Source organism: Halovulum sp. GXIMD14793, from assembly GCF_054457435.1.
Map to the genome: position 1 here is coordinate 1 of NZ_JBTLNE010000015.1, position 17728 is coordinate 17728.

At 60.0% G+C, this 17728-nt stretch carries 18 protein-coding genes and 1 pseudogene; 13 read left to right on the forward strand and 6 right to left on the reverse strand.

The annotated features are described in order from the left end of the window. Together ACW9UQ_RS05685 and ACW9UQ_RS05690 are read left to right on the forward strand one after the other, a co-directional pair. A partial coding sequence (locus ACW9UQ_RS05685) for an integrase core domain-containing protein (RefSeq protein ID WP_458930036.1) occupies positions 1-493 on the forward strand: 493 nt, incomplete at its 5' end. Next, positions 490-1059, forward strand: a complete 570-nt coding sequence (locus ACW9UQ_RS05690) for a glycosyltransferase family protein (RefSeq protein ID WP_458930037.1) — start codon at positions 490-492, stop codon at positions 1057-1059. The genes ACW9UQ_RS05685 and ACW9UQ_RS05690, both read left to right, overlap by 4 nt. A 7-nt stretch (positions 1060-1066) precedes the next feature. Here the strand turns inward: ACW9UQ_RS05690 and hemF are convergent, their stop codons facing one another. The 3 genes and pseudogenes from hemF to ACW9UQ_RS05705 form a co-directional block, all read right to left on the reverse strand. Further along, a complete protein-coding gene (hemF, locus tag ACW9UQ_RS05695; protein ID WP_458930038.1) occupies positions 1067-1960 on the reverse strand; it encodes an oxygen-dependent coproporphyrinogen oxidase in 894 nt (297 codons plus the stop codon). A gap of 60 nt (positions 1961-2020) precedes the next feature. Next, a pseudogene (locus ACW9UQ_RS05700) lies at positions 2021-3732 on the reverse strand (ABC transporter ATP-binding protein). Continuing rightward, positions 3729-5576 (reverse strand): ABC transporter ATP-binding protein, encoded by a 1848-nt coding sequence (locus ACW9UQ_RS05705; protein WP_458930039.1) that lies wholly within the window; start codon positions 5574-5576, stop codon positions 3729-3731. Before ACW9UQ_RS05705 ends, ACW9UQ_RS05700 begins: the two are co-directional and overlap by 4 nt. A 357-nt stretch (positions 5577-5933) precedes the next feature. Here ACW9UQ_RS05705 and ACW9UQ_RS05710 point away from each other — a divergent pair, with 357 nt between their 5' ends. From ACW9UQ_RS05710 to ACW9UQ_RS05760, 11 genes are all read left to right on the forward strand, one after another. Further along, positions 5934-7760, forward strand: a complete 1827-nt coding sequence (locus ACW9UQ_RS05710) for an ABC transporter ATP-binding protein (protein WP_458930040.1) — start codon at positions 5934-5936, stop codon at positions 7758-7760. A gap of 220 nt (positions 7761-7980) precedes the next feature. After that, a complete protein-coding gene (locus tag ACW9UQ_RS05715; RefSeq protein WP_458930041.1) occupies positions 7981-8925 on the forward strand; it encodes a cyclase family protein in 945 nt (314 codons plus the stop codon). A gap of 106 nt (positions 8926-9031) precedes the next feature. Continuing rightward, positions 9032-9385 carry a hypothetical protein gene (locus tag ACW9UQ_RS05720; RefSeq protein ID WP_458930042.1) on the forward strand — a complete coding sequence of 118 codons (354 nt, stop codon included), beginning with the start codon at positions 9032-9034 and terminating at the stop codon, positions 9383-9385. Positions 9386-9562: 177 nt separating this feature from the next. Beyond that, the gene (locus ACW9UQ_RS05725) at positions 9563-9859 is read left to right on the forward strand and encodes a hypothetical protein (RefSeq protein WP_458930043.1); all 297 of its coding nucleotides are present in this window, start codon (positions 9563-9565) and stop codon (positions 9857-9859) included. A 39-nt stretch (positions 9860-9898) separates the two neighbouring features. Next, a complete protein-coding gene (locus tag ACW9UQ_RS05730; protein ID WP_458930044.1) occupies positions 9899-10408 on the forward strand; it encodes a P-loop NTPase family protein in 510 nt (169 codons plus the stop codon). A gap of 105 nt (positions 10409-10513) precedes the next feature. Then, positions 10514-11131: a hypothetical protein gene (locus tag ACW9UQ_RS05735; RefSeq protein WP_458930045.1), complete on the forward strand. Its 618-nt coding sequence runs from the start codon at positions 10514-10516 to the stop codon at positions 11129-11131. A 133-nt stretch (positions 11132-11264) separates the two neighbouring features. After that, the gene (locus tag ACW9UQ_RS05740; RefSeq protein ID WP_458930046.1) at positions 11265-11696 is read left to right on the forward strand and encodes a hypothetical protein; all 432 of its coding nucleotides are present in this window, start codon (positions 11265-11267) and stop codon (positions 11694-11696) included. Next, positions 11669-12592 carry a sterol desaturase family protein gene (locus tag ACW9UQ_RS05745; protein WP_458930047.1) on the forward strand — a complete coding sequence of 308 codons (924 nt, stop codon included), beginning with the start codon at positions 11669-11671 and terminating at the stop codon, positions 12590-12592. The genes ACW9UQ_RS05740 and ACW9UQ_RS05745 overlap by 28 nt, the downstream gene beginning before the upstream one ends. Beyond that, positions 12589-13299 (forward strand): TlyA family RNA methyltransferase, encoded by a 711-nt coding sequence (locus ACW9UQ_RS05750; protein WP_458930048.1) that lies wholly within the window; start codon positions 12589-12591, stop codon positions 13297-13299. The genes ACW9UQ_RS05745 and ACW9UQ_RS05750 overlap by 4 nt, the downstream gene beginning before the upstream one ends. A gap of 103 nt (positions 13300-13402) precedes the next feature. Next, positions 13403-13603 carry a hypothetical protein gene (locus ACW9UQ_RS05755; protein ID WP_458930049.1) on the forward strand — a complete coding sequence of 67 codons (201 nt, stop codon included), beginning with the start codon at positions 13403-13405 and terminating at the stop codon, positions 13601-13603. A gap of 114 nt (positions 13604-13717) precedes the next feature. Then, on the forward strand, positions 13718-14908 hold the full coding sequence (locus tag ACW9UQ_RS05760) for a class I SAM-dependent RNA methyltransferase (RefSeq protein WP_458930050.1): 1191 nt from the start codon (positions 13718-13720) through the stop codon (positions 14906-14908). Positions 14909-15010: 102 nt separating this feature from the next. Here ACW9UQ_RS05760 and ACW9UQ_RS05765 read toward each other — a convergent pair whose 3' ends face one another. The 3 genes from ACW9UQ_RS05765 to ACW9UQ_RS05775 all read right to left on the reverse strand — a co-directional run bounded on the left by ACW9UQ_RS05765 (position 15011) and on the right by ACW9UQ_RS05775 (position 17720). Next, positions 15011-15682 carry an HD domain-containing protein gene (locus tag ACW9UQ_RS05765; protein ID WP_458930051.1) on the reverse strand — a complete coding sequence of 224 codons (672 nt, stop codon included), beginning with the start codon at positions 15680-15682 and terminating at the stop codon, positions 15011-15013. Beyond that, positions 15679-16779, reverse strand: coding sequence for a chorismate synthase (aroC, locus tag ACW9UQ_RS05770; RefSeq protein WP_458930052.1), 1101 nt, complete (start codon positions 16777-16779; stop codon positions 15679-15681). Before aroC ends, ACW9UQ_RS05765 begins: the two co-directional genes overlap by 4 nt. A 251-nt stretch (positions 16780-17030) precedes the next feature. Further along, a complete protein-coding gene (locus ACW9UQ_RS05775) occupies positions 17031-17720 on the reverse strand; it encodes a flagellar hook capping FlgD N-terminal domain-containing protein (protein ID WP_458930053.1) in 690 nt (229 codons plus the stop codon). Positions 17721-17728: the final 8 nt, after the last annotated feature.

Sequence of the window (17728 nt, forward strand, 5' to 3'; positions counted from 1 at the left end):
TCTGGCGGTGAACGATGATTGCTGCCGCGAGAACCTGTGCCTGATGGCCGACACCAGTATCTCGGGTGCCCGCGTCGCGCGGGAACTGGATGCGCTTGTCCGGGTCTATGGCAGACCGGCCAGCATAGTCAGCGACAACGGGACCGAGTTCACCAGCCGGGCGATCCTGAAATGGGCCAACGACAACAATGTCGAGTGGCATTACATCGACCCGGGCAAGCCGCAGCAGAATGCCTTCATCGAGTCATTCAACGGAAGCCTGCGCGACGAGCTCCTGAACGAGGAGATGTTCGACAGCCTAGAGGATGCAAGGCGCAAGCTGGCGCTCTGGCGATACGACTACAACAACGTCAGGCCGCACTCATCGCTCGGCAACCAAACACCCGCAGAAGCGCGCCGGACGCTTGAGCAATTTGAGGGCTCCGCGCCCGGCGCGCTTGCCCAAAACGAAACCAACGAATATGAAAACCAGACCCGCAGACTCTCGTTATGAATGAGGGAGCCTCGGGGGGCAGGTCACGCTGGAAACCGAAATTCCAGGCAAAGCGCCGGAGTGTTTTGGCCCAGGTCCGCAATCACCTGATTGCAAAGGGCCTTAGACCGCAAGACAAGTGGTGCTTATGGATCGATGTGGATGTCTGTGACTATCCTCCCGACGTGTTGAACCGCCTGCTGGATACACGGGCCAGTGTTGTCGTGCCCAACTGTGTGCTGGACCCAGCGGGCCAGAGCTTTGACATGAACTCTTTCGTGGAGATGCACGGGAGCCGCGATTACAGGTACTACAAACGCTGCCACGGTGGGGTGTTCCAGCCACCGATTGGCTATGGCGGTCGGCGACATCTGAATAATCTGCGTTTCGTTAACCAGACCCACCTGACAGGTGTTGGCGGAACCATGCTGCTTGTCCGCGCCGACCTGCACCGTGCCGGTCTTATCTTTCCTGAGCGGCCTTATTGCGACCTGTTAGAGACGGAAGGTTTTGGCAAGTTGTGCTGCGATTTCGGGGTCACGCCGATTGGCTTGCCGAACCTTGAGATCCGGCATGTGAAATCATAGGGACTGCTCAGGGCCATTTCGCGACCGGGGGCAGGGACATCAGCACGGCTTCGGGGTTGTGACCGGTTTGCAGGCCGAACTGGGTGCCGCGGTCATAGACCAGGTTGAACTCGGCATAGCGCCCGCGTTTGATCAGTTGCCAGTCCCGGTCTGCGTCGGTCCAGGCTTCGGGCATGCGGCGTTCCGTGATCGGGACAAATGCGTTGATGAAGGCGCGGCCGACGTCCTGGGTGAAAGCGAAGTCCGCCTCCCAGTCATCGGTGCAATGGTCGTCATAGAAGATGCCGCCGACACCCCGTGCCTCGCCCCAGTGGCGGATCATGAAATAGTTATCGGCCCAGGCTTTGAATTTGGGGTAATAGGCTGGGTCATGCGCGTCGCAGGCGGATTTCAGCTGCGCATGGAAAAACTCCGTATCCTCGGCAACCTCAACCATCGGGTTCAGATCGGCGCCGCCGCCGAACCACCAAGCATGCGGGGTCCAGAACATGCGCGTGTTCATGTGAACGGCGGGTGTCTTGGGGCTTTGCATATGCGCAACCAGTGAGATGCCCGAGGCCCAGAAGCGCGGATCGTCGTCAATCCCGGCCAGGTTGGGTCGGGCGCGCATAGACCGGCGCGCGGCCTCTCCCAACTCACCATGCACGGTGGAAATATTGACGCCTACCTTCTCGAACACACGCCCGCCGCGCATGACAGACATCACGCCGCCACCGGCATCCGAGCCGTCCCCAGCATCGCGGCGGGTTTCCTTGCGTTCAAAACGGCCGACGGGATGATCGGCGAATGGACCACTGTCCTGCGCGTCCTCAAGACCTTCAAACGCTGCGCAGATCTGGTCGCGTAACTCTGTAAACCAAGCACTTGCGCGGGCTTTCTCGTTGGTCAGATCATCGGACATTGGTCATCTCCCTTGCGGATCAAAGGGTGATACGATGGTCATACGCCAAGGACAATGGGGCTATTGCGGCGCGTCCCGTTTGGTGTCCGTGCCGAGGAACCCGCCTGATTGCCGGTCCCACAGGGTCGCATAGGTGCCGCCAGTGGCCAGCAGGTCGTTATGGGTGCCGTCCTCGACGATGCGGCCCTGATCCAGAACGATGATCCTGTCCATTTGCGCAATGGTGGACAGGCGGTGGGCGATGGCAATGACGGTTTTACCCTCCATCACGCCATAAAGTGTGTGCTGGATGGCGGCCTCGACCTCACTGTCGAGGGCCGAGGTGGCCTCGTCCAGGATCAGGATCACCCGCGCCAGCGCAATTCGCTGCCGCTGCCCGCCGGACAGCTTCACACCGCGTTCGCCGACATGCGCTTCATAGCCCTTGCGTCCCTCCTGATCCTGCAGGTCCTGAATGAACTCATGCGCTTCGGCACGCGCTGCTGCCTCGGCAATCTGCTGGTCCGTTACGCCATTTTGGCCATAGGCGATGTTGTCACGGACAGACCGATGCAGTAGCGCGGCCTCTTGCGCTACCATGCCGATCTGGGACCGCAGGCTGTCCTGCGTAACGGTAGTGATATCCTGACCATCGATCATGATCCGGCCCTGTTCTGCTGCATGAAAACGCAGGATCAGGTTGACCAGGGTCGATTTGCCAGCGCCAGAGCGGCCGACCAGACCCACCTTCTGGCCAGCCGGGATGCTAAGCGAGATGTGGTCCAGGCCCCCCACCCCTTTGCCATAGTGGTGGCTTCCATCATCCATTCGACCATGCCGGTGATCCGCAGCGACAGGGCCAGTGCTGCAGCGACCAGCCCGACAGTCGCCGCACCGTTCTGCCAAAGCACGATGGTAAAGCCGGTCAGTCCGACGATGATGACACCGTCCAGCACCGTGATCGTCATGTTGATGGCAACTTCGACCCGTTGAAGCGAAAAGAACGCCTGCCGCGTTTTTTCGACCCGCTGGCGCGCATCGTTTTCCTGCATCGCGCTGTCGGCAAACAGTTTGACCGTGTCGATGTTTGACCAACTGTCCACCAAATGCCCGGTCATGGCAGAGCGGACGGTTTGGAAGGCCTCGCTTGTGCGCGTGAATGCCGGTATCAGCACCCACATCGTGACGGCATAAAGCGCCAGCCACAGCAGGATCGGCAACATCAGGCGCAGATCGGCAGAGGCCATAAGGATGGTGATGCCGACCAGATAAACCATGACATAGGCCAGCGCGTTGATGACATTATAGATGGCGCTTGAGGCGTTGGTGCCGATCTCAATCGCCCGGCTTGCCGTGCGCCCGGCCAAATCGTTCTGAAACCAGCCTACTGATTGCTGCCCCACATGGCGGACGGCGCGCCAGCGAAACAATGTCGCCGCATTGGGCCGGAGGCCAAGGTCATTGGTCCCCTCGCGCAGGTAATGAGAGATTGGCCGCAGCACCAGCAGCATCAGCGCAGCAAAGGCCAGCTCCCAGCCAAGGGTTTGCCAAAGGGTGCCACGTTCAATTTCGGAAAGCCTGTCGATCAGGCGCCCAGCGTACCCGATCAGCCAGACCTCAATCGACGCGGCGATGATGGTAAAGATCAGGCTGGCGATCAGGACTTTGCGCAGTGGCGCAAGGCTGGCCCGCAGATACGGGCCAACCCTTGGGTCAGGTGGCGTAGCGGCAGGCTGGTAGGGGTCGGCCAACCCCTCCAGCGGTGCGGCAAGGCGGCGAAGGAAGGTTTTCATTCCGCCGCTGTCGGGTTGGTGTCGGTGCCAAGGAACCCGCCTGATTGCCGGTTCCACAGGCCGGCATAGGTGCCGCCTGCAGCGAGCAGATCGTCATGGGTGCCGTCCTCTACAATGCGGCCCTGATCCAGAACGATGATCCGGTCCATCTGCGCGATTGTCGACAGACGGTGCGCGATGGCGATCACGGTTTTGCCTTCCATCACGCCGTAAAGCGTGCGCTGGATGGCGGCCTCGACCTCGCTATCAAGGGCCGAGGTTGCCTCGTCCAGGATCAGGATCGGTGCGTCCTTTAGGATCACCCGCGCCAATGCGATCCGCTGCCGCTGGCCACCGGACAGCTTCACACCCCGCTCTCCAACCTGAGCATTGTAGCCCGCGCGCCCCTTCGGATCCCTCAGGTCCTGAATGAAGCTATGCGCCTCCGCCCGCTTGGCGGCGGCGATAACTTCAGCCTCGGTTGCATCGGGGCGACCGTAAAGGATGTTATCGCGCACCGAACGATGCAGCAGGGAACTGTCCTGCGTGACCATGCCTATTTCGGCCCGCAGGCTGTCCTGCGTGACCTTTGACACGTCCTGATCGTCGATCAGGATCTGCCCGCCTTCGACATCGCGGAAGCGCAGCAACAGGTTCACCAGCGAGGATTTGCCCGCGCCAGAGCGTCCGATCAGGCCCACACGCTGCCCCGCCGGAATGGTCAGCGACACATTGTCGAGACCACCCTTGCCCTTGCCATAGTGATGCGTCAGCCCGTCGAAACGGATCTCGGCATTGGCCACCTGCAAAGGTTTGGCGTCTGGTGCATCGACCACGGCCTGCGGCACGGCAATGCTTTCCAACCCTTCTCGGATCACGCCGAAATGCTCAAAAATGCGGACCGTCAGCCACATGATCCAGCCGGTCATGGCGTTCAGCCGCACCGTCAGCGCCACGGCGGTGGACACTTCGCCAATCGTCAGGGCGCCCGCGGTCCACAGCCAGATCGCCGGACCGACCAGCATCAGGAAGGCCAGAGCGTTCACCGCTGCAATCCCGGTGATCATCAACGAGAACAGCCGCAAAATACGCGAGAACCGCAGTCGGTGCCGGGACATGGCCGACTTGGCATAAGTTTCTTCGCGCGACGCATGGGAGAACAGCTTGACCGTTTCGATATTGGTATAGGCATCGACCACCCGTGCCGTCACGGCAGAGTTGGCATGGCTGAGTTTTTCCGAGGCCTGACCAATCTTGGGAGCCAGCCAGATCACAAAGCCCAGATAGATGCTGACCCAGATCAAAAGCGGGAGCGCCAGCCGGATGTCCATCTGCGACAGCACGATAAAGGTGCCGATCACAAAAATGGCGGCATGCCAGAAGCCTTCGAACATCAGGAATATGCTGTCCTCGACCGCATAACCCATATTCATGACCCGGTTCGCCAGCCGCCCGGCGAAGTCATTCTGGAAAAAGCCGACCGACTGACCCAGCATGTGCTTATGCGCGCGCCAGCGGGCCTGTGGCACCATATTGGTCGAAAACGCCCGGAACAGCAGAGCAAAGTTCACCGATATGGTGATGGGCCGAAGGAACAGAATCAACACGGCGGCAAAGGCAAGCTCTGCCCCATGTAATCCCCAGAAATCCGCACGACCGGCAGCGGTCATCAGGTCGATGACATGCCCGGCATAATAGATCAGCGCGGTTTCCAGAAGCGCGGCACAGAGGCCTGCAATGGCGACCATGCCCAGCACCTTGCGAAAGGGCTGAATATGCTCCCATAGATAAAGCCGCAGGGTCTTGGGCGGCGTGGTTTCTTTGTAAGGCTGGAACGGATCAACGAGGTTCTCAAAATCAGGCATGATAGCCCTCCGTCAAAGCGAAAAAGGGGAAGGACTGCGTAGGCGCAGCGACGGCAAACATCTGAGTGCAAAGGCGAGTCATGGCTGCCCTCCCAAGGGGCAAAAAAGGTCGGAATGTCAGGAAGTGAGGCTGCCTAGCGCAGCCATCTACGGCGTTGCGCTGGTGTCAGCTAAATCGTGAGCCGCAGAATTCCATCAAAAGACCTCTCCATGAGTCGATGTGGGTCGTATAGACCGTTTGCGACATTCCGTCACCCCCCTTATCAAGAAATATTTTCGCCGTGATATTGCTCGCTTTTTCTGGGTTTCCGCCCGGCTGGCGCTATATTGCGGATCGCAGGCTTGCGGGGCAGCAACATGAAATTCTTTGCAGATATGATAGCGCCGTTTGGCGCGGCCGAAGGCGTGATGCCAAACCGGCTTGGGCCGTTTCTGGGATGGGCTTTGCGCGGATCGGGGCGGACATTCCTGATTGCTTTGGCGATTTCCGTTGCCGTTGGACTGTCCGAGGTTGCCGGGGCCGTGCTGATCGGCTGGTCAATAGATCAGGCGCAAAAGACCGGGCCGGAGTTTATCCGTATCGCCGCATTCAGCCTGATCGGCATTGCGCTGTTCTTTGTTGTCCTGCGCCCGGCCCTGATGGCGCTGAACGCCGCGATGCAGTCGGTTGCGCTTGGCCCCAACCTGTTTTCGCTGATCCTGTCGCGGTTGTTCCGCTACACGCTGGGCCAGTCGATGCGGTTCTTTGACGACGATTTCGCCGGGCGCATTGCACAAAAGGCGCAGCAGACCGCGCGGGCGCTGACCGATGTGGTGTTAGAGACGGCGAATATCGGCGGCTTTGTTGTGGCCTCGGTCCTGGGCGCGACGCTGATCATGGGTTCGGTGAACTGGCGGCTGGGTTTGATCCTGCTGGTCTGGGTTGCGGCCTATTCGATACTGATCCGGGCGTTCCTGCCGCGCATTCGGGATCGGGCGCGGGCTGCGGCGCGGGCCATGGTGACCGGGCAGGTGGTCGATACGATCACCAATATCACGATGGTCAAGCTGTTCAGCCATGGCGCGCATGAAGATGACGCCGCCAAGGATGCACTGTCCGGGTTTCGCGATGCCGGGCTGGAGTTCGGTGCGGTCGTTGTCTGGTTCCGGCTGGTGCTGTTCACGCTGGCCGGATTGCTGCCGACCGCCTTGATCGGAACAACGCTGTGGCTGTGGTCTGCCGGTCAGGCGACCGCCGGGGATATTGCCATCGCAGGCCTGCTGGCGACACGTCTGGCGCAGATGTCCGGCTGGGTCAGTCATACGGCGCTGGGGATATTTGCGAATATAGGCGAGATCGAGGATGGCATTCGCACCCTGTCACCCGCGCACGAGATCGTCGACCGCCCGAATGCGATAGAGCTTAAGCGGGGCCGGGGTGCCGTTGCGTTCAAGAATGTCTCGTTCGGATACGGGCGAGAGGATCGCGCGGCACTGGACGGGTTTGATCTGCATATCGAACCGGGCGAGAAGGTTGCGCTGGTCGGTCAGTCGGGCGCGGGTAAGACCACGGCGGGATCGCTTTTGCTGCGGCTTTATGAGGTCGAGGGTGGGGCGGTCACCCTGGATGGGGTGGATATCCGGGACCTGACGCAGGACAGTCTGCGTCGTCAGATATCGGTGGTGCGGCAGGAAACCCCCATGTTCAACCGCCCGGCGGCAGAGAATATCCGCTATGGTCAGATCGAGGCCAGCGACGCCGCAGTGCACGAAGCAGCAGCGCGCGCCTCGGCCCATGACTTTATTCAGGGCCTTCAGGATTATCGCGGGCGCGAAGGCTATGAGGCACATCTGGGCGAACGCGGTGTAAAGCTGTCCGGGGGGCAGCGCCAGCGTATCGCCCTGGCTCGCGCGATCCTGAAAGATGCCCCGGTCCTAGTGCTGGACGAGGCGACCTCGGCCCTCGACAGTGAGGTGGAGGCGGAAATTCAAGCGGCTTTGAACGAAGTCATGCAAGGCAAGACGGTGATCGCCATTGCGCACCGGCTATCCACGATTGCCCAGATGGACCGGATCATCGTGCTGGATCAGGGACGCATCGCGGAACAGGGCACCCATGATGCCTTGCTGGAAAAAGATGGCCTTTATGCCCGTTTCTGGAGCCGGCAGTCTGGTGGTTTCCTGGATCTGGAAGCTGCCGAGTAATAGCGACGCTCGGACCGAAGACTAAGCGGGGGGTTCGCAATCGCCGCGTGATGTTCTGCCGGGCAGCCGCAGGATTGATCGAGACGAAGATATAACTTGGCGCAACCGTCTCCTGCCTTAGAATGTCACCATGTAAATGGTGACCTTCGTATTGTTCAACAGCAATGCGGTCGTGCTACGCCGACAAAAAAACAGACCGCATAACTCGGGAGGAAGCACAATGAAACTTGTGATGCATGCTGCTGTGATCTGTTGTCTGGCCGCCTCTGGGGCTCAGGCTCAGGATTGGACAAAGTCGCAATGGGGCGCGGAGGATGAGATCGGCGCGGCCAACCGGATCACGCCGGCCAGCGTCAAAGCCGCCGCTGGTCTGGTCACGCAAGGCAAGACCTACAATCTGGGGATTGTGGTGGATTCGAAGACACCAGCCTTTGCGCCGCGCTCCATGAGCCTGACTGTGCTTCAGCCCAATCAGGTTGAGACAAAGGGTCTGGGCGGCAATCAGATGACCTATAATGACGATATCTTTATGGGCTGGCTGGGGATTGGTCCGCAGATCGACGGGTTGGGCCATATCGGTGTCGGTCATACCTACTATAACGGGTTCAAATCACCGGATTTTGCCAAGGCTGACGGACTGACCAAGCTGGGGCTGGAGAAGCTGCCGCCACTGGTTGCACGCGGTGTGATGCTGGATATGGCAGCCTATTACGGTAAGGACATCCTTGATGAAGGCACCGCCTATACCAAAGAGGATGTCATCGCCGCCGCCGAGCAGCAGGGCGTCGAAATCCGCGAAGGCGATGTCGTGCTGTTCCATTCGGGCTGGCTGAACCTGCTTGATGGTGAGACCCCGGATCACAAGCGTTATGTCTCGGTCGAGCCGGGATTGGGTGTTTCAGGGGCGGAGTATCTGGCCGAAATTGGTGTCGTAGCCGTTGGCGGCGATACCTGGGGGCTGGAGGCCGTGCCGTTTGAAGACCCGCAGAACGGGATTTTCAAGGTTCACCAGATCCTGCTGCCGCAACATGGGATTTATATTCTGGAAAACATGGACAGCCGCGAACTGGTTGCCGATGGCGTGCATGAGTTCATGTTCGTGCTGGGTGTGACCCGTATGCGCGGCGCGGTGCAGATGATGATCAACCCAACGGCCATCCGCTGATGCAACCGGCCCGGGGCGTTTTGCTGACGCTCCGGCAAGTCCATCGCCTGCTTGGTTGACGCAAGTGAGGGCGGGGCAGTATCCCTTGGCAGTGGAGGGGATTGCCATGGTTTCATGTCTTGTTCGGGCCATTGTGCGCTTTGATCGGCATTGCTGCGCGTGCTGGGTGCTATGTTTGTCGGTCTTTTCAACTGGTCCCAGCCTTGCCAATGAGCTGGTCTTGCTGCCAGGTCAAAGCCTATCGGTCGAAGTGGGAAAGGACAGCCATGTTTTGCTGACGCTGTCGGAGGAGGCGCTGATGGTCTCGGGGCCGGTAGGGCCTGATATATCCGTGGCGTTCTATGAAGAGTTGCTCCGGTTCGATCAGCACATTGGTATCGCGCAAGACATCAATGGTAATGGCTGGACCGACCTGATGATCCTGGATGGTGTCGGCTATGGCGGCGTCAATCTGTTCTAACAGATTCTGATTTTCGCACCGCAAAGAGGATGGCAGCCAGCGGGAAATATTGGCAATCCTGAAATCCTGCCGAATGGCAAGGGATTAGTCAGCTATGCGCGATCTGGGCCGTCCTGGTATGAAACGCATTATCGGATTGCACCGGACGGTCTGCCCTATGTTGCAACGGTGCAGGCCATGAACTTCTCGGGTTTTATGCTGCGCGAGGAAACATCACCAGAGGGTAAGGTGCTACGGCGCTTTCTGGTTGCCGAAGGTACGCCAGTGATCGACCCGGCAGAGCCGATTGTGACGCAGGTCGCCGACACCGGGGCGACCATCATGCCCGGTGGTCAGTCGGTTTTGCCTGCTGGGACACAAGTCACTGGGTTTGACTATGATGAAACCACCGGTTGGGTTCTGGTCGAAACCCCGGATGGGCATCGCGTTTTTGTGGATCCCGAGGCGCTTGTCCTGCCGGACTTTAAAGAGTAGTGCCTCCGGCGGGGATATTTGCGGAACAATGAAGCTATGATGAAGCGGGTGATGATCATTGGTCAGCCGGGCGGCGGGAAGTCGTGGCTTGCGGCTGAGATGGGGCGGATCACGGGATTGCCTGTGGTGCATATCGACAAGATCCATTGGCAGTCCGGCTGGGTGGAGCGGTCGCGGGCCGAGAAGGGCCGGCTGTGTGCCGAGGTGCATGCGCGCGACGCGTGGATTTTCGAGGGTGGGCATTCGGCGACTTGGCCGGAACGGCTGGCGCGGGCCGACACCTTGATCTGGGCCGATGCGCCGCTTTGGCTACGTTATTTGCGTGTGTTGCGGCGAACGGCATTCAGTTATGGACAGGTGCGCCCGGATATGGCCGAGGGATGCCCCGAGCAGTTGAGCTGGGAGTTTCTGCGCTGGATCTGGAACACGCGGCATAGCGCGCGCCGAAAGATGCAGACGATCTTTGACGATCCGCCCGCGCATCTGGTGTGTCATCACCTTCGGGGGCCGGGACCGGTGCGGGCCTTTTTGCGGGATTTGAAGGTGTGATTGTTTTGAATATGTGTCCCCTCTCGTTGTGACTTGGCTTGGTCTGCCTTGCTGAAACAGGTAGGCTGACGGCATGGTCGAGCGTCGGCGCAAGGATGTCTGAACGTGCCAGAATATGGGCCGGAAAGCATAAAGGTGCTTAACCTCCAGGAGGGACTACGCGAGCGACCTGAGATGTATCTTGGTGATGTTGGTGCACTGGGGGCTGCGAGATTGATCGGCTTGGCCGTGGACGTCCTGCTTGCGCTTGTGGTTAATCGAGACGGGGCCGTTTGTTTCAAGTCAGACGCGTCTCTTAGCGTTTATTTGGCAGGGCGTCAGGCCCAAGTGGTGGTCGACTATTGCGTTGATGAATGTCCGGACTTTCAGCGGCGCTGTAAGTCGCTTTTGGCTTATTCTAATACGCTTATGCCTGATGAGTTTGCGCTGCATAGAAGCGAAAATTCACCGGCGCCGATGCCCATTCTTCGCGCGTTTTCGACGGAGTTGGTGCTTTATCGTTCTTTGGATGGCAAGGTAGAGCCTGTGTACCCCGCAGACCATAAAGCTATGTTTGCTCAGCCAGGGCCGTCACAGAAAGGATCGGTTTGCGCGGAGTTCCGTATTGCGCAACAGATTGATCCAAGTGCCCTGACTGATGATGGCCTGAAGAGCGTTCTTGAGGGAGATTTGTCAGTCCCTGGTCTTGCCGTATCAAGCGTCAAGGTGATCCACCCAACCTGACTGATCTCATAGCCGGGCCGCGCGGAAGATCGCCTTAATCGCGTCGGTTCTGCGCGCTGGCACGCTAACGTTGTGTCAGGCTTGATTGGCGCAGCGCTTGGCGCGATAGTTCCTGCCCAGAGGAGGCTCGGGTATGATACCGATGCATATCATGCTGCCGATCGTCGTTTTGGGGATCGCCGCAGTGGTTTTGCTGGTGCATATGACCGGTGGCACGATGACGCGGCATATCGACGATTTGGCGGATGCGCAGGCGATCTGGGCCGGAGATCACCCGGATGAAGCGCGGATTGATGATCTTGGGCACGCTGCGCTGGTGCACCTGAACGACGGTCGGCGGGGCGTGATCCGGGCGTTTGGCGATGATGCAGTGGTGCGGCATCTGGACGGTTCGCCCGAGGTTGCGGATCAGCCCGATGGTTTGTTGCTGCATATGGATGATTTTATCGCACCGGCGATCCGGGTCGTCCTGGCGGACGAAGATGATCGGGCAGCATGGCGCACAGCGCTGCAGGCCCAAACAGAGGAGCTAGAGGCATGGACGACTTCACCTACCCCGACGTGATCGCGCTGGCGGTGCCGTTCTTTCTGATCTTCATGCTGGCCGAGATTACCTGGATCAAGGTCAAGGGTCGTGGCGGGCGGTATGAGACGCGCGATACGCTGACCTCGCTTTTGATGGGGGCGGGGAATTTTGCGTTTGGCATCCTACTGGCCTTTGTCGCCTATGGCTTTTTCACCTTCCTATGGCAGTTCCGGCTGTGGGATCTGGGGCATGCCTGGTATGTGATCCTGCTGTGCTTTGTGCTGGATGATCTGCGCTATTACTGGGTGCATCGTTTCGGGCATGAGGTGCGCTGGGTCTGGGCCAGCCATGTCAATCACCACTCTAGCCAGCATTACAACCTGTCGACGGCGTTGCGTCAGACCTGGACCGGGACGTTCACCTTTATGATGGTGATGCGCGCGCCGCTGATCCTGCTGGGGTTTGAGCCGCTGATGGTGATTTTCTGCGGTGCGGTCAATCTGGTGTATCAGTTCTGGATCCATACCGAGGCGATTGTGAAACTGCCCCGTTGGTTCGAGGCGGTGATGAACACGCCCAGCCATCACCGGGTGCATCACGGGCGCAATGCGCGCTATCTGGATGCGAATTATGCCGGGACCTTTATCGTCTGGGACAAGCTGTTCGGCACCTTCGTGCCGGAGCAAAAGGATGAGAAAGTCGAATACGGGCTGGTGCATAATCTGGGCACGTTCAACCCGCTGAGGGTGGCGTTTCACGAATGGATCGGGGTGTTCAAGGATATGTTTCAGCCGGGGATCAGCCTGAAACACCGGCTGATGTATGCGGTAATGCCGCCGGGCTGGAGCCATGATGGGTCGCGCCAGACCTCGCGCATGATCAAGGATGTTTATGTTCGTCGCAATCCCGATCAGGCCGGAATGCCGGGGCTGTGAGGCTGGATCAGGCGTTGGTGGCCGAAGGGCTGGCCGACAGCCGGTCGCGGGCGCAGGCGCTGATCGCGGACGGATTGGTGGCGGTTGATGGGGTCGTGATCCGCAAACCGGCGCAGACGGTGAGCGGACAGATCACGCTTTTGGGGGCCGGGCTGGAATGGGTATCGCGTGCGGCGCTCAAGCTGGTGGCGGCGTTGGATCGCTTTGACCTGTCGCCGGACGGCGCCGTTGCGCTGGATCTTGGTGCCTCCACTGGTGGTTTCACTCAGGTGTTGCTGGCGCGCGGTGCGGCGCAGGTTTATGCGGTGGATGTCGGGCATGGGCAGTTGCATGATCGCGTTGCAGCGGATGCGCGAGTGATCAATCTGGAGCGGACCCACGCCCGAGACTTGCCGGAGGACCTGCCGCCTGTTGATTGGGTGGTCAGCGATTTGTCTTTTATCTCGTTGCGCAAAGCACTGGGACCAGCATTGGCCGTTGCGGCCAAGGGGGCGGCGCTGGTGGCGCTGGTAAAACCGCAGTTCGAGGTTGGTCCACGCGGTGTTGGCAAGGGGGGCATCGTGCGCGACGCGGCCTTGCGGCAGCAGGCGCTGGCCGATTGCCAGGCCTTTGTTACGCGGGCCGGCTGGCAGGTTCTGGGGGCGATCGAAAGCCCGGTGCTGGGCAGCGATGGCAATCAGGAGTTTTTGCTGGTGGCCCGGAAATAGTCCCGAGATGCGCCAAATGGCGGGGTAGCGCTGTCTGCGCGCGCGGATTACCCCGACATTAATAGAGGAATGATCAAAGACCTGACCCGGGAAAGATTTCGCAATGATTGAGCTGTTCTTTGTCGCCTGTCTGAGCACCAATTCCGGGCAATGCGAAGAGCGCAGCCTGTTGTTCTCGCCCGAGATCAGCCAGAGAACCTGCATGATGAAGGCACCGCCCGAACTGGCGAAATGGGTGGAGGCGCATCCGCGTTGGCGGGTGGCAGAATGGTCTTGCCGGACCAATGGGGCGCAACGGACCTAGCGCTGACGTCGATATCTTGGAAACCGTTGAGGCCTGGGCCTAGAGCGTTTCACAAGAACGGTGCAGCTATCATTTCCCGGTTGTTAACCCGCATTTCCCGCGTATCACTGAGGTATGGAAACGACCCAGATCACACGGTTGGGCCATCTTGGCGATGGGCTGGCCGCAGATGGCACGGCGATCCCGTTCACCCTGCCAGGTGAAACGGTGGCGGTGGTGCCCTTTGCCGTTTTGACACCGTCAGCCGACCGGGTAGAGCCCAGTTGCCGTTACTTCGAAACCTGCGGCGGCTGCGCCCTGCAGCATGGTTCGGACGCTTTCCTGCGGCAGTGGAAAGCCGAGGTGGTTGGCCGCGCGCTGGCCGCGCATGGCATTGAAATCGAGGTTCCCGAAGCGCTTGACTTTGCGGCTGGGCTGCGCCGGCGGGCGGTGTTTGCCGGACAACGGGGGCGCAAGGCGGCGCGGCTTGGATTTCATGTGCGTGCCAGCCACGATCTGATTGATATCGACGACTGCCCTTTGCTGCTGCCCGATTTTCAGGCCTTGCGCCCCGCATTGCTGCAATTGACCCTCGCCGCTGCTTCGCGCCGTGGCACGGTGCGTCTGCAGGTCACTGCGACAGAAACCGGCTGGGACATAGATGTCAGTGGCGGGCGAGTTTTGGGTCAGGTGTTGCGCACCCATCTTGCCGGAATGATACCCCCGGACCTGGCCCGCCTGACATGGGAGGGGGAGCCGGTTCTGATGCCCAATGCACCGATGGTAAGGTTTGGTCAGGCCAGGGTGCCGCTGCCACCCAAAGCGTTCTTGCAGGTCAGTTCGCAAGCCGGGGCCGCATTGCTGCAACTGGTGCGCAAGGCCTTGGGCGAGGCCCGGCGTATCGCCGATCTTTTTGCCGGATGCGGGACCTTTTCGTTGCCCTTGTCCGAAACCGCAGAGGTGCATGCGGTTGAGGGGGATGCCGCAATGCTGGACGCATTGCAGGCGGGATGGCGCGGGGCGGATGGCTTGCAGGCCGTGACGACCGAAATGCGTGACCTGTTTCGCCGCCCGTTGACCAAGGACGAGCTTTCCCGGTTTCAGGCCGTGGTCATTGATCCACCGCGCGCCGGGGCCGAAGCGCAATCGCATGTGCTGGCAGAGGCCGGGCCGCCGGTGATTGCGGCCGTGTCCTGTAATCCGGTCAGCTTTGCGCGGGATGCGGCGATCCTTTTGGCGGGTGGCTATGCGTTGGATTGGGTCCAGCCGGTCGATCAGTTTCGCTGGTCACCGCATATCGAGATTGTCGCGCGGTTTTCGCGTTAATCTATAACATCTTGTGCAATACCTAAGACATCACGCATCATCGGGCGCGTTGAAGTCTCTGATGCCAGACAGCGTCAGATGGTTAAGGTTTTTCGCATGATGCTATAGGCGCAGGAATGCCTCGGGCGGCGCGTGGCCGATTTCTTCGCCGAGTGTCCGCAGAAATCCGACCATGCTCGCGGCGCGGGTTTCGGCCAGTTTGCGGCCTGTGTTGGTTTGCATCATCTGCGGTAGGCGCAACAGTTTGATTGCGAAATGGTCAAGGGATTGGGCCTGGTCATCCAACGCGCGGTCGCGTGCAAAAGGATCATCGGCATGTATCAAAGGGCGGGCCAGTTGCCCTGACACTGCGAAAGCCCGGGCGATCCCGATTGCCCCCAGCGCATCCAGCCGGTCTGCATCCTGCAAGATTTTCGCCTCAGGCGTTCTGGCCGGGATCCCTGCGGAGAAACTGTGTGCTGCAATGGCATGTTGGCAGGCGGCGATCTCAGCTTTCGAAAACCCCAGATGTTGCAGGATCGGCGCGGCGGTCTCCGCCGATAGGGTCGAGGCGGTTTTTCTGTCCGGGTGATCTTTGGGCAGGGAAACCAGATCGTGCAGATAGGCCGCGCCCAGCAGGACCTTGCGGTCGCTGCCTTCCGTGTCGGCAATCAGCGCGGCGTTGCGCCAGACCCGGTCGCTATGGGCCAGATCATGCGCGGGGTCTGTGCCGTTGAGGTGCTTTGACAGGTCCTGGCGCAGGGCTTGACGCAGCTGTGCCAGCGGATCGGTCATCCGATCTGGCCGCGCAGCCCGCCGGTCTGGCCCCGGTCCAGCAGCAGATGATCGACCAGAACGCAGGCCATCATCGCCTCGCCCACCGGGACGGCGCGGATACCAACGCAGGGGTCATGACGTCCCTTGGTTATGATCTCGGCCGGTTCGCCGCTGACTGTGATGGTTTTGCGCGGCGTCAGGATGGAGGAGGTCGGCTTGACCGCAAAGCGGCAGACAATGTCCTGCCCCGTGGATATTCCGCCAAGAATGCCGCCAGCATGGTTGGACGAGAACTCTGGCCCGTCTGGCCCCATGCTGATCTCGTCCGCATTCGCCTCGCCCGTCAGTTCAGCCGAGGCCATACCGGTACCGATTTCAACACCTTTGACCGCGTTGATCGACATCATGGCCGCTGCGATATCGGTGTCCAGCTTGCCATAAACCGGCGCGCCCAAACCTGCGGGCAGCCCGTTGGTGGTTACTTCGATTACCGCACCAACAGAGCTGCCGGATTTGCGCAGCCCGTCCAGATAGGGGGCCCATGCGGCGGCAGCTTCTGCATCGGGTGCCCAGAAGGGGTTGTTCGCGATTTCATCCATATCAAACCGGCTACGTTCGGCCCGATGCGGTCCCATCTGGACCATATAGCCGGTGATCGAAAGGCCGGGCACAAGCTTGGCCAACGCTTGGCGGGCCACGGCCCCGGCGGCAACACGTGCAGCCGTTTCGCGCGCGCTGGATCGCCCGCCGCCATGCGGATCGCGCAGGCCGTATTTAATGTGATAGGTGATATCGGCGTGGCCCGGACGGAACTTTTGCGCGATCTCGGAATAGTCTTTGGAGCGTTGGTCGGTATTGCGGATCAACAACTGGATCGGCGTGCCAGTGGTCTGTCCTTCGAATGTGCCGGACAGGATTTCCACCTGATCCGCCTCCTGCCGCTGCGTGGTATAGCGGTTCTGCCCGGGCCTGCGTTTATCGAGCCAGGTCTGAATATCCGCTTCGCTCAGCGCGATCCCCGGCGGGCAGCCGTCAATGACTGCACCCAGCGCAGGGCCATGGCTTTCGCCCCAAGTGGTAACCCGGAACAGATGTCCGAAACTGTTCAGTGACATGCGGCATTCCTCCAGCCCTGCTGGTAGCGCAGGTTGGAGGCAGAGGGAAGGGTGATGCAGGCCGGGATATCGCTACATAAAGGATATTTGGCGGTTCAGGCGGAGGATGATCAGCAACGATCAGGATTAGAGAGTGGCGACCCAATTAGGTTCGGCTAGCCGACGACAACTGAGCGTTGTCTCGTATTACATGTCTAACAAATGGCTTGGCCGAACTGGACCATGCCAATTCCGTCGATCCCAATGCGCAGTCAATTCGCGGCAGTCACGGGTTCCCGAACGCCCGCCACCTCGGTCAGAGGAATGACATTCCCACCGTTATCGACCAACACGGCGCTGCCATCCTCAATCCGGACCTCGGTGATCGGAACGAAGACACGTCCGGGCACACTGCCCATGGGTGTGTCATTCGCTGAATAAGAGGTACGGAAGGAATAAGCCCCCCTTGGGGCAAAGGTCAGATCAGCAAGACTGCCATCCCATGTCACCTCTGACGCGTCCGGCGGGATTGGCAGGCGCTGCACCACGGTGCCGCTGGCGTTCATCACTTCTAGCACGGCAGCATCTGCCCCGGGGGCGGGGGTGGTAGAGATGGTAAGCGGATTACCGACGAAGCTGACCGCGCCGGTTACCTGCGCCTCGCGCCCGATCCAGCTGGCGAGGTTACCGAGATTGGCGTCCGAGCTCAGCGCGGTATAGATCGCTGCCAGCGCATCATTGGTTTTGACCTGCTGTTCCACCGCAGAGAAATTGGCCAGTTGCGAGACGAACTCAGTCGATTCCATTGGTTTCAGCGGATCCTGATTGCGCATCTGCGCGGTCAGAAGGGACAAAAAGGTCTGAAAATCGCCGCTGATCGCGGATTTTTCTTCCTTGGTATTGTTAAGCGACGTTGCGGCAGCACCTGCGGCGCTGGTGGTCACATTTGTATCAACAATCATCCCGGTCT

Coding starts and splice junctions, on each gene's coding strand:
- ACW9UQ_RS05690 (WP_458930037.1), top strand. CDS start 490: ATGAATGAGGGAGCCTCGGGGGGCAGGTCACGCTGGAAACCGAAATTC.
- hemF (WP_458930038.1), bottom strand. CDS start 1,960: ATGTCCGATGATCTGACCAACGAGAAAGCCCGCGCAAGTGCTTGGTTT.
- ACW9UQ_RS05705 (WP_458930039.1), bottom strand. CDS start 5,576: ATGCCTGATTTTGAGAACCTCGTTGATCCGTTCCAGCCTTACAAAGAA.
- ACW9UQ_RS05710 (WP_458930040.1), top strand. CDS start 5,934: ATGAAATTCTTTGCAGATATGATAGCGCCGTTTGGCGCGGCCGAAGGC.
- ACW9UQ_RS05715 (WP_458930041.1), top strand. CDS start 7,981: ATGAAACTTGTGATGCATGCTGCTGTGATCTGTTGTCTGGCCGCCTCT.
- ACW9UQ_RS05720 (WP_458930042.1), top strand. CDS start 9,032: ATGGTTTCATGTCTTGTTCGGGCCATTGTGCGCTTTGATCGGCATTGC.
- ACW9UQ_RS05725 (WP_458930043.1), top strand. CDS start 9,563: ATGAACTTCTCGGGTTTTATGCTGCGCGAGGAAACATCACCAGAGGGT.
- ACW9UQ_RS05730 (WP_458930044.1), top strand. CDS start 9,899: ATGAAGCGGGTGATGATCATTGGTCAGCCGGGCGGCGGGAAGTCGTGG.
- ACW9UQ_RS05740 (WP_458930046.1), top strand. CDS start 11,265: ATGATACCGATGCATATCATGCTGCCGATCGTCGTTTTGGGGATCGCC.
- ACW9UQ_RS05745 (WP_458930047.1), top strand. CDS start 11,669: ATGGACGACTTCACCTACCCCGACGTGATCGCGCTGGCGGTGCCGTTC.
- ACW9UQ_RS05755 (WP_458930049.1), top strand. CDS start 13,403: ATGATTGAGCTGTTCTTTGTCGCCTGTCTGAGCACCAATTCCGGGCAA.
- ACW9UQ_RS05760 (WP_458930050.1), top strand. CDS start 13,718: ATGGAAACGACCCAGATCACACGGTTGGGCCATCTTGGCGATGGGCTG.
- ACW9UQ_RS05765 (WP_458930051.1), bottom strand. CDS start 15,682: ATGACCGATCCGCTGGCACAGCTGCGTCAAGCCCTGCGCCAGGACCTG.
- aroC (WP_458930052.1), bottom strand. CDS start 16,779: ATGTCACTGAACAGTTTCGGACATCTGTTCCGGGTTACCACTTGGGGC.
- ACW9UQ_RS05775 (WP_458930053.1), bottom strand. CDS start 17,720: ATGATTGTTGATACAAATGTGACCACCAGCGCCGCAGGTGCTGCCGCA.